We start from the raw sequence: 16,910 nt of genomic DNA on the forward strand, positions 1-16,910 counted from the left end.
TGTATTATTCGCCTCGTTCCGGAGGGGTGGCAGAGCGGCTGAATGCACTGGTCTTGAAAACCAGCGAGGGTTAATAGCTCTCCGAGAGTTCAAATCTCTCCTCCTCCGCCACATAAAAAGGCCGTTTTAGTATGTGTGAGATTATCAATCTTTCCTACTCTTAGCTAAGCCACATAAAAACCCCACTGCTTGCAGTGGGGTTTTTTGTTTGTATAAGAAATGGTTTAAGAATTACGTGATGAAAGTTAAATTTCTCCTGCCTGCAGTTTTTTGTCTCCAGCAGTAAGTTCTGAAACCTATAAGTAAGAGTTTATATCTCTCCTGCTTTAAACTAAGCCGCTTTTGAAAAGGTCTATCAAGTAAACTGACTTTTCGTTCTAACTAAATGTTTCATTTTTACCTGCTTAATTAACACTGTTTTTTTATGTTATAATTATCTAGCTTTGATTGTTCTATTGTATAGTTCTGCATTATTGTTAAGTAACGCAAAAAGTTATGTTTTTTGACTATGTGAAATATAACTCAGTCGTTATTATCTGCGCTCTTAAAATGTGTCCGTTTTATCTTAATGCCTGCCTATAGGTATTAATGGAGAAGTATTGTGATAAATATCCTGCTGGTCGATGACCATGAATTAGTTCGTACAGGGATTAGCCGTATCATTGATGATGTTCGAGGCATGAAAGTTATTGGTGAAGCCGAAAGTGGTGAAGAGGCGGTAAAGTGGTGCCGCAGTAATGATCCAGATGTAATATTAATGGATATTAATATGCCCGGTATAGGTGGTTTAGATGCTATGCATCGAATTTTGCGTATTAATGAAGATATAAAAATCATCATGCTGACCATGCATACTGAAAACCCTTTTCCCTCAAAAGTGATGCAGGCAGGTGCTGCCGGCTACCTCAGCAAATCAGCTGCACCCGATGAAGTGCTTAATGCAATTCGAGCTGTCAATTCAGGACAGCGTTATTTAGCACCGGAAATAGCGCAGCAGATGGCCCTTTCACAGATATCACCGGCAACGGAAGATCCGTTCAGCGTACTGTCTGAAAGAGAGCTGCAGATTATGATGATGATAACCAAAGGGCAGCGAGTTGTAGATATTTCTGAGCAGCTTCATCTCAGCCCTAAAACAATTAATAGTTACCGTTACCGTCTGTTTGATAAATTAGGTGTTAATGGTGATGTTGAGTTAACGCATTTAGCTATACGTTACGGCATGCTTGATGCCGATACGCTGTAGCCTGCAGACTAAGAAGATGGCACTTAGGGCGGCCATTTTTGTATGACTGACTTTTGCTCTGAAAGTTTTTTAAAAACAGTGACCAGTGAACCTGGTGTCTACCGTATGTTCAATGAGCAGCAGACGGTCATTTATGTTGGTAAAGCTAAAAATTTAAAAAAACGCCTCAGCAGTTATTTTAGTCTCACCCAGAAACATCCTAAAACCTTAGCCTTAGTCAGTCATATTGCTAATATTGAAGTAACAGTGACGCACACTGAGACTGAAGCATTAATTCTCGAACATAATTTTATTAAGCAGTATAAACCGAAATACAATGTACTGCTGCGTGATGATAAATCTTACCCATACCTTTTTTTAAGCGCTCACAAACATCCGCAGTTAACATTAGTACGTGCGCAGAACAAAAAGCGCAAAGGCACTTATTTCGGACCTTACCCCAGCGGCGGGGCGGTGCGCGAAAGTCTGCATTTGATGCAGAAGCTGTTTCCTATTCGTCAGTGTGAAGACAGTTATTACAACAATCGTTCTCGGCCGTGTCTTCAGTATCAGTTAAAGCGCTGCTTAGGCCCCTGTGTCAATGCCATGCCTGAGGATGAATATAAACACCAGGTCGAGCTTGCTGCTGAATTTTTACAGGGTAAAAGCCAGAATGTTATCAACCAGCTGGTTAGTGAAATGGAGCTGGCCAGCCGGGAGCTTGAATTTGAAAAAGCTGCGGTCAGGCGGGATCAGATTCAGTCCCTTAAAAAAGTACAGGAACAACAGTGGGTCAGCGGTGACATTGAACAGCTTGATGTGATCGGGGTTGTGTATGAGCAGGGCGTTGCCAGCATTCACTTGTTATTTGTCCGCCAGGGACGAATTTTAGGCAGTCGTAATTATTTTCCCAAGGTCCCCAAAAACTCCACTAAAGATGAGCTGTTAAGTTCTTTTTTAAGTCAGTTCTATCTTTCCGGTCAAAACGGCAGGGCAATTCCTAAAGAAATTTTACTCAGTGATGATTTTGCCGAGCGTTTTTTATTTACGGATATGTTTACTGAATACTGCGGTTATAAAACCGTATTAAAAATTGAGATGCGCGGTGAACGTGCAAAGTTTACTAAACTTGCTAAAACCAATGCGAAAATAGCCCTGCAGACCCATCTAAGTCAAAAAAACAATATTCTGCAGCGTTATCAGCTTCTGGAAGAAAAGTTAGAGCTAACCAGGCCTATCAAGCGTATGGAATGTTATGATATCTCTCATATGATGGGGGAAAAAACGGTTGCCTCTTGTGTGGTTTTTAACCGTGAGGGGGCTAATAAATCGGCCTATCGGCGCTTTAATATCAGCGGGGTCACTCCAGGTGACGATTATGCCGCCATGGGGCAGGTTTTAGAGCGTCGCTTCAAAGACTCGCAGTCACCGGAAAGTATTCCTGATATTATCTTTATTGACGGCGGACTCGGGCAGCTGAGTCAGGCCGAAACCATCATTAGTTCACTGGAGCATAATTTTTCCGGTAACTACCCGTTGCTGATCGGGATTGCTAAAGGTGTAACCCGAAAAGCGGGGCTCGAGACATTAATACTGGCAGAGAGTCATGAAATCTTAGAAATGTCAGACGATTCTCCGGCACTGCATTTAATTCAGCAGATACGTGATGAATCACATCGCTTTGCTATTATGGGGCACCGCCAGCAGCGGGATAAAAAAAGACGTACCAGTACCTTAGAAGGGATTCCCGGGGTAGGGGCGAAACGCCGTCAGGCTCTATTGAATCACCTTGGCGGCTTACAAGGAGTTAAATCTGCAAGTGTTGATGAACTGTTGAAAATACCGGGAATCAGCCGTGCATTAGCAGAAACGATTTATGAGACCCTGCATCTTTAATAAGACATATTTTGTCGTATTATTCTCTATTCAGTCTGCCTATTTGTCCTTGAAATTAGTATATGTAAAGCGCTGATATATATTTGGTAAATTATCACGGTTAAGCATTTGCATAATGAAACAATATAATGCAAAAATAGATGTCTCACTCAAAGGACATTTTAATGATAAACATTCCTAATATTTTAACGGGCTTTCGAATTTTCTTAATCCCTGTTTTTGTCGTTTTTTATTATTTACCCGTCGAATGGTCATCTTTCAGCGCGGCCCTTATCTTTTTTATTGCCGGCAGTACCGATATGCTCGATGGTTATCTGGCTCGAAAACTTAATCAGTCAACGGCATTCGGCGCGTTTCTCGATCCGGTTGCCGATAAAATAATGGTTGCTGTGTCACTGGTGATGATTGTTGAGCATTATGAAGTTATCTGGATCACCATACCGGCAATGATAATGATCTGCCGGGAAATTATTATTTCAGCCTTACGTGAGTGGATGGCTGAGCTGGGAGAGCGTGCCAGTGTCGCTGTTTCCTGGGTAGGTAAAATAAAAACGGTTGCGCAGATGCTGTCGTTATTTTTACTTATCTGGCAGGATTCTCCGGAAATGGAGTGGGTTGGTTTTACACTGCTTTATGTCGCCACTGCTTTAACCCTGTGGTCAATGATTGTTTATCTAAAAGCTGCCTGGCCTGCGCTGAGTAAAAATTCATAGGTTATGCTGTTGCCGAAAATATATAGTAAAAAGCCGTCATTCATCTGACGGCTTTTTTGTATGTCTCGTTTGAGTAAAGTGGATAGAGGTGGTGATTATTAGTTTTAATTTTCAAAATTACTTTTTGATTGTTTTCTGAAAGTAGAAATGCAGTTTTTATCAAGCGTAATTATCGAGTTGGTTAGTCTCTGAATTTATGGCGGCTGAACACACTAATTTTGCTGGATAAGCAAACGCTTCGTTTGAAAAAACAGCGAACAGCATGAAATTAACAAAAAAGTTGCTAAAGAGTGTTGACTCAGTTCGGAAAATCCTTAGAATGCGCACACATCGAGAGGGGAAACAGTTTACTGCAAACCTTAAGATAAATAGTTTAAAATGTTGCGCGGTACTAGCTCAGTGGTAGAGCACAACCTTGCCAAGGTTGGGGTCAAGAGTTCGAATCTCTTGTACCGCTCCAAATTTTAAATTATATGGCGGAATGGCAGAGTGGCCATGCAGTGGATTGCAAATCCATCTATCTCGGTTCGACTCCGGGTTCCGCCTCCACTATCTATTTATAGATTTGCCCGGGTGGTGGAATTGGTAGACACAAGGGATTTAAAATCCCTCGCTTTCTGAGCGTGACGGTTCAAGTCCGTCTCCGGGCACCAATTCTATAAATCAACCAGCTTTTAGCTGGTTTTTTTGTATTTAAACCTATAAATACAATAGTAAGAATATAAAGCGGTACTAGCTCAGTGGTAGAGCACAACCTTGCCAAGGTTGGGGTCAAGAGTTCGAATCTCTTGTACCGCTCCAATTTCGAAGTGTTAGGTGTTCAATATTTTGAGCACAACCTTGACCATAATAGTCGGGTTCATGAGATGTTTTTAATCTCTTATAGCGCTCCAAATTTAGTAATACTGGCGGAATGGCAGAGTGGCCATGCAGTGGATTGCAAATCCATCTATCTCGGTTCGACTCCGGGTTCCGCCTCCAATTTTTAAAAGTTTTGCCCGGATGGTGGAATCGGTAGACACAAGGGATTTAAAATCCCTCGCCTTATGGGTGTGCGAGTTCAAGTCTCGCTCCGGGCACCAGTTTTAGAAAGCCTCGACATTTATGTTGAGGCTTTTTTTTGTTTAAAATTTGTGTTTTTATGAAAACCCACCTGTGTTTTCAATAAATTGTGGTGCGTAATACCAAACCCATTAATCACCTATTCATTTACGCTTGCTAAAATGAATGCTGGCTTCGTTATTGATTTTGCAATTAGAACAACTAGTTACTGCAATCAATGCCTTGCTTTCATCCATTTTTCCTTACGCCTAAATTGAGCATCTAATTAGTGGAATTGGTATAAATAAACAAAAATGTTGGAGGCGAGCCTGATAATCACTTTTAAAAAAAGACTATAATTTCCTGCCTCATCTTCTCGTAAATTTCTAACTTTTAAAAGGATAGAACCCAGTGAACAGTGCATGTTTAAATACTCAATCAGCAATAATATTCCCTTGCGGTTTATCTGCCCGCGTATCATCTGAGGATCTTTGCTGCCGCTTAGACGGAGAAACGCTTTCTACTGCATTTTCTGGTTCTGATACGTTTGTAACGGACTCTGAGCAATATGCAGTTGTCGAGTTTACTTTTCCGGTTAACGGCAGCGCTCAAGTACTCGGAGATGGTTTTCAAATGCTGGCGCAAACTGCCGGCACACTGAATAAGCCTATTGATGTCGGACGCTGCCCGGATAACAATGACAGTTACCGAATTTATTCACAGAATGCACCAAAACGTTATTATAACTACCTGGTGATTGAAGATAACGGCCAGTATATTCTGCTGGGTTTTACATCATGCCGTCGTTTTTCGGGCTATTTTGAATTTAGTGACAATACAGTTAAAGCCTATATTGACGCAGAAAACAAAACTATTTTACAACAGGCCCAGCAGGATAAAAGTTCATTAGAATCGATCACTGCCCTGCATGGGCCAGATGTGAATGATCTGTATTTACGTTTTACTCAACTAACTGCCCTTAATCATCAGCCTCGTTCAGGTACTGCTCAAAAAGCCCCTGTCGGCTGGTGTTCATGGTATGCCTATTATGCCGGGGTATCTGAGCAGAATATTCATCAAAATGTCGACCAAATGAGCGGTCAGCTTGATGCTCTAGAGTGGGTATTATTAGATGATGGTTATCAGGCGTTTATGGGGGACTGGTTAGTACCTTCGGATCATTTCTCCGGCGGCGTGAAACAGTTGATCAAAGAGATAAAAGCTAAAGGCAAGAAACCCGCTATCTGGATGGCGCCTTTTATTGCGCAGGCTGAGTCTAATGTATTTAAACAGCACCCGGAATGGTTTGTCAGAAACAGCTGCGGTGAGCTGCTTAAGGCGGAAGAGATTACCTACGGAGGCTGGCGCTGTACTCCCTGGTATATTCTTGACTGTAGTCATCCGGAAGTCTGTGCTCATTTGACCCGTGTAGTGCGTATTATGCGTGAAGAATGGGGAGTTGAACTGTTTAAGCTCGATGCAAACTATTGGGGCACCTTAAAAGGTCTGCGCTATCAAAGTACCGTGACCGGAGTTCAAGCATATAGAATGGGTATGCAGGCAATAGCAGAAGGAGCGGGTGATGCCTGGTTATTAGGCTGTAATGCGCCTATCTGGCCTTCACTAGGGCTTGTTGATGCAATGCGTGTTTCCGATGATGTCGAACGACAGGGGCACCGTTTTGAGCAGATAGCGAAGGAAACCTTTCAGCGCAGCTGGCAGCATAGACGTTTGTGGCAGATTGATCCTGACTGCGCCACACTGATTTCGATAGAAGGTCAGGGCACTACTTCGGAAAACTATCATTTTCACCGAGATGTACTGCTTGCCTGCGGCGGTTTACTGCTTTCAGGTGATCCTTTATATCATTTAGATGATTTTGCCCGTCAGAGTTTAACGGCTTTAATTAACAGGCAGAAAATAACTCAGTTTTCGGCTGTTTTTTCTGACCTTGCCATGTCTCACGCGGTGTTGAATTACGGCTCAGAAGATAAACTGCATCTGCTGTTTAATTATCAGGATCAGCAAAGCCGTGAAGTTGTTTTAGAAAGTGATCATGATGGCGAGTGGTGTGATTATTGGACGGGAGAAAATTTATCCAGTGACTCTGGAAAACAATGTAAGATTCTTTTAAAAGCAGGGTTAAACAGCCGCGCTGTTTTATTAAAAGCCAAGGCTGTTTAATAGTTATTTCTATCTGTTAGATACAAAAAATCCGACGATTTTTGTCATCGGATTTTTTAATTTATTCGAAAGTTTTTGAGTTTAACTACTGCTTATTCAATTTCACCACAGAAACGGTAACCTTCACCATGGATAGTGGCAATGATCTCCGGCGCTTCAGGAATGCTTTCAAAGTGCTTACGGATACGACGAATAGTGACATCAACTGTACGATCATGCGCTTTTAATTCACGGCCGGTCATTTTCATTAACAAGTCCGCACGAGTCTGAATTTTTCCTGGATTTTCAATGAAATGTAAAATCGCTCTGAACTCACTGCGTGGTAATTTGAAAACATCACCATTCGGGCTGATTAATGAGCGGCTGTCAATTTCAAGTGTCCAGCCGTTGAATTTATAGTTTTCTACTTTCTGACGCACTTCTTCAAAATACAGGTTGTCCTGCATTGTACGAGTCAGTAAATTACGTGTACGAATAGTTAACTCTCTCGGGTTAAATGGTTTAGTAATGTAGTCATCCGCACCAATCTCTAAGCCTAGAATTTTATCTACTTCGTTATCGCGCCCTGTTAAAAAGATAAGCGCAATGTTTTGGTTTTCACGCAGCTCTCTTGCTAGCAACAACCCGTTTTTACCGGGCAGGTTAATATCCATAATAATCAGATTGATATTATTTTCTTTGATCGCCTGGTGCATTTCATCACCATCGTTCGCTTCTAAAACATTATAACCTTCTGCTTCAAAGACACTCTTTAAAGTATTTCGTGTTACTAATTCATCTTCAACAATAAGTATGTTTGCTGTTGACATGGGGTACTCCTTTATTTTGAATCTTGTATATCCCTAAGTAAAAAAGCAATAATTTCCTAAAAACGTTAAATCAAAGACAGTAAAAATCAGTGATATATGTTTTATTTTTAAATAGTTAACGTTTAATTGCTTTTTTAAACAAATATTTTACATAATTGGGGTTCTTACGAAGGAAACTAGTGCAGCTTCAAATAATACGACATCTTAATGAGACAAGCGGTGCAGTAATTCACTTCTAATATGCGATTAACTATAATAACTTAACATCTAGATAACAACTAGATTGTAGGTGAAGGATCACAAATACATGTTAATCATTGATGTGCATCAACTGCCGGAGGCTGCCTGAGCGCTATTTTAGCGGGTATTAACTTTGTTGATGTATAAAAATCACCATTATGAAATGAAATATGTCTGAAATATTCATTTCTAGCAGAAAGGCCGCTGAATTCAAGGTAAATTGTTTCTATCAGGATAAGACTTTGTTAAACCTGGTTAATAGTTAATATAAACAGGAATTTCATGGTAAAAATGGTGCATTAACCGCCGTGACTCGGCATGTCTACTTGTTTTGCAGACCGACGGTGCTTTTTCCTGAACCAATGGAATAGTTCTATACATAAGCGGAAACTGGGATTTTATTTCCTAAATTTTGTTTCTTCTCTACTTGCTGATTTCTTAATTTTCAAGTAGTTTGGTTGTACAACAATTTTTAATAATAATTTAAGTAAAAAACAACACTATGGATTATGTCTTATTTCATCAATTTAACTTCTATTCCGGGCCCTTTTATAAGAGGTCTTCGGCTGCTGTTAAATTAATGAAATGAATCATACCTTTTTCTGAACCCGCGTTTACCTGCGGGTTTTTTTGTATTAAAGCAGGGGGAGTACGAATGCGCGTACTTAAATTTGGCGGCACATCGTTAGCAAATGCCGAACGTTTCAATCAAGTTGCTGATATTGTTATCAATAACCAGCTTCAATCACAAATCGCTTTGGTTTTATCTGCACCGGCAGGCGTCACCAATAATCTAGTAGCTATTGTTGAAAAAACCAGTCTCGGTTTACCTGCTGAAAGTCATTTAGTCGATATTCAGCGCATTTTTGCTGAGTTAATCAAAGGTCTGAAAAGCAGCTATAGTGAATTTGCCGATGATCTGCTTAGAACAGTTTTTGAACGTGAATTATCACATTTGAGTGATCTTCTGGAGGGGGTGCGTTTATTAGCGCAGTGTCCTGCCAGCATAGAAGCGCAGATTTTAAGTAAAGGCGAATTACTCAGCATCGCCTGTATGAAGCAGCTTTTAATTGCCAAAGGTCATGTGGTTGAAGTGATTAAACCGCAGGAAATGTTAATTGCTTATAAAGGCGGTTATCTGGAAGCTCAGATCGATATTGAAGCTTCACGTGCTCTGTTTGAAAAACAGACGATTATCAAAAATGCCGTCTACCTAATGCCCGGTTTTACCGCTGGCAATGAACAAGGTGAGACACTGGTGCTTGGCCGTAACGGCTCTGATTATTCTGCAGCTGTATTAGCCGCCTGTTTAAAAGCACAATGCTGCGAAATCTGGACTGATGTAGATGGTGTTTACAGCTGCGATCCGCGTTTAGTGAATGATGCAAAATTACTTAGTTCATTAAGTTATGCTGAAGCGATGGAGCTTTCTTACTTCGGCGCCAAGGTACTGCATCCGAAAACTATTGCGCCTATTGCTCAGCATCATATTCCATGTTTAATAAAAAACACCCATAACCCTCAGGCTGATGGAACATTGATCGGTGCAGAGCACGGTGATGAGGAGATACAGGTGAAAGGTATTTCTGATCTTAAAGGTTTAACTATGTTAAGCGTTTCAGGTCCTGGCATGAAAGGTATTGTTGGTATGGCGGGGCGCATTTTCTCAACGGTATCACGCTCGGGTGTTTCAATTATTCTGATCACTCAGTCTTCATCTGAATACAGTTTAAGTTTTTGTATCTATTCTGTTGATACAAAGAAAGCATTAGAGGCGCTGAACGAAGAGTTTGCTTTAGAGTTTAAGAATAATTTACTAGAGCCGATTGACGTTGTTGAAAAACAAGCAATTATTTCACTAGTCGGCGATGGTATGAAGAAGGCTAAAGGGGTGGCTGCGCGTTTCCTAATGGCCTTAACAGAAGCTTCTATAAATATTACTGCGCTTGCGCAGGGGTCTTCAGAACGGTCTATCTCTGCCGTTGTATCTGAGAAAAAAGCGCAGGAAGCGGTGATTGCCTGTCATCAGAATTTCTTCCGCAGTGTACAGTATATTGATATGTTCCTGATCGGCTGCGGCGGCGTCGGTGGTGCGCTGGTTGATCAGGTATACCGTCAGCAGGAACATTTATCTGAGCGTAATATACAAATCAGGGTCTGCGGTATCGCCAACAGTCGAGCGATGTTATTAGATGATCAGGGTATTGAATTAAGCAACTGGCGGGATCTGATTAAAGATGCTGCAGATGAGCTTTCTTTAGCTTCCATGCAGTCGCTGGTAAATGACTCACATATTATTAACCCGGTGATTGTTGACTGTACAAGTAATGATGCTATTGCAGCACGCTATGTAGACTTTTTAGGTGCGGGTTTCCATGTGGTAACCGCAAATAAAAAAGCCAATACCAGCAGTATGGATTATTATCATCAGCTGCGTTTAACGGCCTTAATGAAACGCCGCAAGTTTTTGTACGATACTAATGTCGGGGCAGGTCTGCCGGTTATTGAAAATATGCAGAATCTGTTTAATGCTGGAGATCAGTTAGTTAAATTTAACGGTATTTTATCGGGTTCGTTATCATTTATATTTGGTAAATTAGATGATGGTTTGTCATTCTCTGAAGTGACCACGGAAGCACGTAACCTAGGTTTTACTGAGCCGGATCCTCGCGATGATTTAAGCGGCACTGATGTAGCGCGTAAGTTGTTGATTTTAGCGCGTGAAGCGGGCATGAATTTATCACTGGACGATGTGGAAATCGAACAGGCACTGCCGCCTGGTTTTGATGATACAGGTACTGTTGAGGAATTTATGGCGCGCCTGCCGGAAGCTGATAAGTATTTTGCAGAGCTACAGGAAAAAGCCAATGAAAAAGGGCAGGTACTGCGCTACATCGGCAGTATTGAAGACGGAAAATGTAAATGCAGCATTAAAGCGGTTGATGCAGATGATCCGCTTAATAAAGTAAAAGACGGTGAGAATGCACTGGCATTTTACAGCCAGTATTATCAGCCTATCCCGCTGGTATTACGCGGTTACGGTGCCGGTACTGAAGTAACGGCTGCTGGTGTATTTGCCGATGTACTGCGCACATTGAACTGGAAACAGGAAGTTTAATATGTTTAACAAATTAACATATAAAAACCGCTTGTGTTTTTCAGCACTGCGTACAGTAGTCAAAATTCAGAAACAGGAGATTTAGTATGAGTGTTGTAGCTTATGCTCCAGCATCAACAGCCAATGTCAGTGTTGGTTTTGATGTTTTAGGCGGTGCGCTTGCGCCGATCAGCGGCGAATTATTAGGTGACCGGGTAAAAATATCAACCGGTGATTACGGTTTCTCTTTAGAGTGTACCGGCCCTTACGCACATAAACTGCCAAGTGATTCTGAAAGTAACATTGTTTACCAGTGCTACTTAGGCTACAAAGCCGCTATTGGAAAACATAATAAAGAGATTCTTCCTGTAAAAATGATTCTGGAGAAAAACCTCCCTGTCGGCAGCGGTTTAGGTTCAAGCTCCAGCTCTATTGTTGCTGCATTAGAAGCGTTAAATGCATGGCATGATTACCTGCTTGATGAAACCACTATGCTGGCTTTAATGGGGGAAATGGAAGGACAGATCAGCGGTAGTGTGCATTATGATAATGTCGCGCCCTGCTATCTTGGCGGTATGCAGCTGATGATTAATGAAGATGATATTATCAGTCAGACTATTCCCTCTTTTAAAGAGTGGTACTGGGTAGTTGCTTATCCGGGCATAACTATTTCCACTTCTGCCGCACGGGATATTCTGCCGGCGCAGTATCGTTTAAGTGAAACCTTAACTTACGGCCGCCGTCTGGGGGCATTTGTACATGCTAGTTACAGCAGTCAGCCGGATCTGGCCGCCAAAATGCTTAAAGATGTGATTGCTGAACCTTACCGCTCACAACTTATTCCCGGGTTTAAAGAAGCTCGTCTTTTTGCTGAGCAAAGCGGTGCTTTAGCGATGGGAATTTCAGGATCAGGTCCAACAGTCTTTGCTGTAATGACCGATCTGATACAAGCTCAGTCTTTACAAAACTGGTTAACGGAAAACTTCCTTCAAAACGATGAAGGTTTTTGTCATATCTGCCGCCTTGATGAACAAGGTGCGCGCGTGTTAGGAACAGAACTATGAATTTATACAACATCAAAGACAGCAGCGAACAAGTCAACTTCCAACGAGCTGTAAAACAGGGGCTAGGACGCGGGCAGGGGCTTTTCTTCCCGGAAACGATCACACCGCTGAGCAATATTGATGCGCTTTTAGAAATGAACTTGGTTGATCGCTCGACAGAAGTTTTATCACACTTAATTGGTGATGAATTAAGCAAAGAAGTTGTTCATAGTATTGTATCAAAAGCATTTACTTTTGAAGCTCCGGTTAAAAAAGTGACTGATAATATTAATGCGTTAGAACTGTTTCACGGCCCGACTTTAGCATTTAAAGATTTTGGCGGTCGTTTTATGGCGCAGTGTTTAGCACAGTTTAAAGATGACGGTAAAATTACTATTTTAACGGCAACATCTGGTGATACTGGTGCTGCGGTTGCCCATGCATTTTATAACATGGAAAATATCAACGTTGTTGTACTTTATCCGAAAGGAAAAATCAGCCCGCTGCAGGAAAAACTGTTTTGTACATTAGGCGGTAATATCACAACGGTTGCTGTTGAAGGTACTTTTGACGACTGTCAGGCGATGGTTAAGCAGGCCTTTGATGATCAGGCATTAAAACAAGCCATTGGCCTTAACTCTGCAAATTCAATTAATATCAGCCGTTTATTTGCGCAGATCTGTTATTATTTTGAAGCTTTTGCGCAGTTGAATACGACTCAGCGTGAAAACTTAGTGGTTTCGGTGCCAAGTGGTAACTTTGGTGATTTAACTGCGGGGTTATTAGCTAAGTCATTAGGTCTGCCGATTAAACGTTTTATTGCCGCAACTAATGAAAATGATACGGTACCGCGTTATTTAGCAGGTGGAGAATGGGTGCCTAAAGCGACTGTTGCAACACTTTCTAATGCAATGGATGTCAGTGCGCCTAATAACTGGCCGCGTATTGAAGAGTTATTTAAAGTTAAAAACTGGGCTTTATCTGAACTTGGTTACGGTAAGCTGAATGATCTACAAACTAAAGAAGCCTTAACTGAACTGGATAATTTAGGTTACTTATGTGAGCCGCACGGCGCTATTGCATACAGTGAGCTAACAAAACAGTTGAAACAAGATGAAACAGGTTTATTCTTATGCACTGCACATCCGGCGAAATTTAAAGAGAGCGTTGAAGATATTTTAGGACGTGATATTTTCATTCCAGAAGAGCTTGCTTCGCGCGCTGATTTAGATTTACTTTCTAAAGAGTTCCCGGTTGATTTTGCAAAAGTACGTGAATTATTAATGTCCTTATAGACATATTTGCAAATATAGCCTAGCTGCTTGATGATTTTTTTTAAGCAGGATGGATATAATAAAGGGCGGTTTATCCGCTCTTTTTTTGGAGCTAAAAATGGGTAAAGTATTAAATGATCTCTTAGATCAGCTGAGTTTAGAGAAATTAGAAGAGAATTTATTCCGCGGCGGCAGTCAGGACCTGGGATTCGGTGCCGTTTTTGGTGGACAGGTGATGGGGCAGGCAATCTCTGCAGCTAAAGAAACCGTTGAGCCTAAGCATCAGGTGCATTCTTTTCACTCATATTTTCTGCGTCCAGGTAAAACAGATAAACCTATTGTTTATGATGTAGAACGGATCCGTGACGGTAAGACGCTTTCTGCAAGACGTATCAAAGCGATTCAAGACGGCAAGCCGATTTTTTATATGACAGCTTCGTTTAAAGCGAAAGAAAAAGGTTTCGAGCATCAGGATCAAATGCCTAATGCGCCGGATCCTGATGCACTAATTTCCGAACAGGAGATGGCATTGATTCATACGGAGATGCTGCCGGATTCTATTCGCGATAAACTGGTCTGTGAAAAACCGATTGAGATGCGTCCGGTAACATTTGTTAATCCTATTGAGCCTGAAATCGAGCCTGCAAAACGTTTAGTCTGGTTTAAAGCGAATGGTAAAATGCCCGATGATTTACGTATTCATCGTTATTTACTGGCTTATTCTTCTGATTTTAATTTTTTACCTACGGCGCTGCAGCCGCATGGTGTTTCTTATTTAACAGATGGCATGCAGGTTGTTACGGTGGATCATTCGATGTGGTTCCATCATGACTTTCGTTTAGATGAATGGTTATTATATTCTGTTGAAAGCACCGTGGCGTCAGACGGACGCGGTTTAGTTAAAGGTCAGTTTTTTAGACGAGACGGCAAACTGGTAGCCTCTACGATTCAAGAAGGCCTGATTCGCTATCGGAAATAGTGTGAGTTTACTTAATGCCTATATAAAAAGGGAAGTCACTGACTTCCCTTTTTATTATCTGATAAAAATTTTGAGATTCAGTACATGGTCGAGTTAATACATTCGGCTGTTGTTCTGCCATGTAGTAGGTATAGCAGAGTTAAAACACTCAGGCATAGCCTGAAATTTGTATTTAACAGGTACAAAAAAAGGAAGCCAGTGGCTTCCTTCTCAGAGCTTACTATGCGTCACTATAAGTTATAGAGACTCTGTAAATGTACGTGTTAGTACGTTCGGCTGTTGTTCTGCCATGTAGTAGGTCTAGCGAGTTAAAGCGAACGGTTTAATCTTTAATACAGGCATAAAAAAGGGAAGCATCAACTTCCCTGTTCAGTCTTATCTGATAATCAGTAAACGATTATAGAGACTCAGTAAATGTACGTGTTAATACATCCTGCTGCTGTTCCGGCGTCAGTGAGTTAAAACGAACTGCATAACCAGATACACGAATTGTTAACTGCGGGTAATTTTCCGGGTGTTTAATTGCATCTTCTAATGTTTCACGACGTAAAACATTAACGTTTAGATGCTGGCCGCCTTCTTGTGCAGCCGGTGCTTGAACTGCAATTTCTTTGTATTCGATATCACCTAGATCAGCGATAGATACAACTTGATCTTCAGCATATGCATTGTCTTTAACACATAAACAGCGTGCTTGAGCATTTGCTTCGTCTAATAACCAGAAAGAGTTAAGTAGAGATGCATTTTCAGATTTAGTGATTTGGATACCAAAAGCCATGATAAGCTCCTTATTTAAGGTTAATATAAAAATGTGTATTTAAATTACAGTTTCGTAACAAAGGTACGGTTATCAACTGCAATTAGTAAATCTGAGTTGATTATATGACTTGAAATGATTGATGTAAATCAATATTCACATATTTTTATTGGGGGTTAATTGCACTTTTATTGAGTAATGTCAGTGCAATTGACGAGGCTAGTCGTGGTGCGGTCTGTAAAGTTGTTTTATATCAATTTTTAGTGGTGTTATTAAGTTTCAGAATGGTATGTTAACTGGTTGTTGTGGAAAAGTTAATATTTAACACCTGTTTAATTTTGTATTTTGTCTGTAGTAGAAAAAAGGAATAATAAATGAGTTGGAATGAATTTTTAAATGAGCAGCAAAACAGAGGGTATTTTCAAGAACTTCAGAGCTTTTTATCTGAGCAGGAGTCGTTAGGTAAAACAATATATCCGCCGGCACAGCTGCGCTTTCATGCTTTTGATTTAACACCGTTAGAAAAAGTCAAAGTGGTTATTTTAGGACAGGATCCATATCATGGCGAGGGGCAGGCACATGGCTTAAGTTTTTCCGTACCCGAAGGGATAAAAATTCCACCTTCGCTGCGCAATATGTATAAAGAACTCTCGAGCAGTATCGACGGTTACAAAATACCAGAATCCGGTAATTTAGAACACTGGGCAAAGCAGGGCGTTTTATTGTTAAATGCTGTGTTAAGTGTTGAGCTGGCCAGTGCGGGCAGTCACGCGAATAAAGGCTGGGAGACTTTTACCGATAATGCTATCAGTAGAATTAATCAATCACAAAACGGGGTTATTTTCTTGCTGTGGGGGAGTTATGCACATAAAAAAGAAAAGTTAATCGATACTGAAAAACATACTGTTCTCAAGTCTACGCATCCGTCACCGTTATCGGCTTACCGAGGTTTTTTAGGATGTGACCATTTTCGCCAAGTGAATGAAATATTAGCGAAAACAGGACAAACAGCAATTATTTGGTAATGTGATTTAGTTCAGCGGTTTATAAAAATTGAACAGTTATACTACAATTTCATTTTTCATATACTGAGTATTTATTATGCTAGCGATTATCCGCAATGATCATGCCAATATTAATCAATTATTGAGTATTTTAAGAAAGAAGATTATCCGGTTAGAGCAGGATGAAAAAATAGATTATCGCTTAATCAAAGCTATGATCACTTATTTAAGAGAATATTCTGATAAATATCACCATCCTATGGAAGACTTAATTTATGATTATTATCTGAAATATCGCGTTGTGCCTGACGAGGTTGCAAACCGTTTATCTCGGGAGCATAAACTGATTTCTAAAGTCACTATTGAGCTGGATGAGCTGCTGGATATGATCCTGCTCGATGCGATTGTCCCGAAAGAGCACTGTATTAAAAAATTAAGTGATTTTGTAACATTTCAATCTGCACACCTGGCCTATGAAGAGCAGGAGGTGTTCCCGGCGATTAAAGACAGTTTATCACCTGATGACTGGTCTACTCTGCAGCAGCAGTGGTTACTTGATGAGTATAGTGATCCGTTGTTTGGAGATACGATTTCTGATCAGTATCGGGACCTGGCAGATCGTATCAATCAGGAGTAATAGGACATTTG

General features: G+C 40.9%; 12 protein-coding genes and 7 tRNA genes. 17 read left to right on the plus strand and 2 right to left on the minus strand.

Annotated features, from left to right (window positions below; translation table 11 throughout):
• Positions 1-20 precede the first annotated feature (20 nt).
• From G327_RS0102880 to G327_RS0102930, 11 genes are all read left to right on the plus strand, one after another.
• A tRNA-Ser gene (locus G327_RS0102880) sits at positions 21-111 on the plus strand.
• 490 nt (positions 112-601) lie between these two features.
• Positions 602-1,246 carry a UvrY/SirA/GacA family response regulator transcription factor gene (gene uvrY, locus G327_RS0102885; RefSeq protein WP_019613263.1) on the plus strand — a complete coding sequence of 215 codons (645 nt, stop codon included), beginning with the start codon at positions 602-604 and terminating at the stop codon, positions 1,244-1,246.
• Between the two features lie 42 nt (positions 1,247-1,288).
• Positions 1,289-3,121 carry an excinuclease ABC subunit UvrC gene (gene uvrC / locus G327_RS0102890; RefSeq protein ID WP_019613264.1) on the plus strand — a complete coding sequence of 611 codons (1,833 nt, stop codon included), beginning with the start codon at positions 1,289-1,291 and terminating at the stop codon, positions 3,119-3,121.
• A gap of 164 nt (positions 3,122-3,285) precedes the next feature.
• Entirely contained in the window at positions 3,286-3,834 is a 549-nt protein-coding gene (gene pgsA, locus G327_RS0102895; RefSeq protein WP_019613265.1) for a CDP-diacylglycerol--glycerol-3-phosphate 3-phosphatidyltransferase, read from the plus strand.
• A 385-nt stretch (positions 3,835-4,219) separates the two neighbouring features.
• Positions 4,220-4,294, plus strand: a tRNA-Gly gene (locus G327_RS0102900).
• Between the two features lie 15 nt (positions 4,295-4,309).
• Positions 4,310-4,383: transfer RNA gene (locus tag G327_RS0102905), tRNA-Cys, on the plus strand.
• An 18-nt stretch (positions 4,384-4,401) separates the two neighbouring features.
• Positions 4,402-4,487, plus strand: a tRNA-Leu gene (locus G327_RS0102910).
• Positions 4,488-4,560: 73 nt separating this feature from the next.
• A tRNA-Gly gene (locus G327_RS0102915) sits at positions 4,561-4,635 on the plus strand.
• Between the two features lie 106 nt (positions 4,636-4,741).
• A tRNA-Cys gene (locus G327_RS0102920) sits at positions 4,742-4,815 on the plus strand.
• Between the two features lie 15 nt (positions 4,816-4,830).
• Positions 4,831-4,916: transfer RNA gene (locus tag G327_RS0102925), tRNA-Leu, on the plus strand.
• 370 nt (positions 4,917-5,286) lie between these two features.
• The gene (locus tag G327_RS0102930) at positions 5,287-7,059 is read left to right on the plus strand and encodes a glycoside hydrolase family 36 protein (protein WP_019613266.1); all 1,773 of its coding nucleotides are present in this window, start codon (positions 5,287-5,289) and stop codon (positions 7,057-7,059) included.
• Between the two features lie 92 nt (positions 7,060-7,151).
• Here G327_RS0102930 and arcA read toward each other — a convergent pair whose 3' ends face one another.
• Positions 7,152-7,868, minus strand: a complete 717-nt coding sequence (arcA, locus tag G327_RS0102935; protein ID WP_019613267.1) for a two-component system response regulator ArcA — start codon at positions 7,866-7,868, stop codon at positions 7,152-7,154.
• An 895-nt stretch (positions 7,869-8,763) separates the two neighbouring features.
• On the opposite strand from arcA, the gene thrA reads away from it, so the two are divergent.
• The 4 genes from thrA (at position 8,764) to tesB (ending at position 14,501) form a co-directional block, all read left to right on the plus strand.
• Positions 8,764-11,226: a bifunctional aspartate kinase/homoserine dehydrogenase I gene (thrA, locus tag G327_RS0102940; protein ID WP_019613268.1), complete on the plus strand. Its 2,463-nt coding sequence runs from the start codon at positions 8,764-8,766 to the stop codon at positions 11,224-11,226.
• Between the two features lie 86 nt (positions 11,227-11,312).
• Positions 11,313-12,269, plus strand: a complete 957-nt coding sequence (gene thrB / locus G327_RS0102950; protein ID WP_019613269.1) for a homoserine kinase — start codon at positions 11,313-11,315, stop codon at positions 12,267-12,269.
• A complete protein-coding gene (thrC, locus tag G327_RS0102955; protein WP_019613270.1) occupies positions 12,266-13,543 on the plus strand; it encodes a threonine synthase in 1,278 nt (425 codons plus the stop codon). Before thrB ends, thrC begins: the two co-directional genes overlap by 4 nt.
• 97 nt (positions 13,544-13,640) lie before the next feature.
• On the plus strand, positions 13,641-14,501 hold the full coding sequence (gene tesB, locus G327_RS0102960; protein WP_019613271.1) for an acyl-CoA thioesterase II: 861 nt from the start codon (positions 13,641-13,643) through the stop codon (positions 14,499-14,501).
• Positions 14,502-14,898: 397 nt separating this feature from the next.
• Here tesB and grcA read toward each other — a convergent pair whose 3' ends face one another.
• The gene (gene grcA, locus G327_RS0102965) at positions 14,899-15,279 is read right to left on the minus strand and encodes an autonomous glycyl radical cofactor GrcA (protein WP_019613272.1); all 381 of its coding nucleotides are present in this window, start codon (positions 15,277-15,279) and stop codon (positions 14,899-14,901) included.
• Positions 15,280-15,632: 353 nt separating this feature from the next.
• Here grcA and ung point away from each other — a divergent pair, with 353 nt between their 5' ends.
• Together ung and G327_RS0102975 are read left to right on the plus strand one after the other, a co-directional pair.
• On the plus strand, positions 15,633-16,283 hold the full coding sequence (gene ung, locus G327_RS0102970) for a uracil-DNA glycosylase (protein ID WP_019613273.1): 651 nt from the start codon (positions 15,633-15,635) through the stop codon (positions 16,281-16,283).
• Between the two features lie 76 nt (positions 16,284-16,359).
• Positions 16,360-16,899 (plus strand): hemerythrin domain-containing protein, encoded by a 540-nt coding sequence (locus tag G327_RS0102975; protein WP_019613274.1) that lies wholly within the window; start codon positions 16,360-16,362, stop codon positions 16,897-16,899.
• Positions 16,900-16,910: the final 11 nt, after the last annotated feature.

Origin of the sequence: Psychromonas ossibalaenae ATCC BAA-1528, from assembly GCF_000381745.1 — a bacterium.
Taxonomy (GTDB): Bacteria; Pseudomonadota; Gammaproteobacteria; order Enterobacterales; family Psychromonadaceae; genus Psychromonas; species Psychromonas ossibalaenae.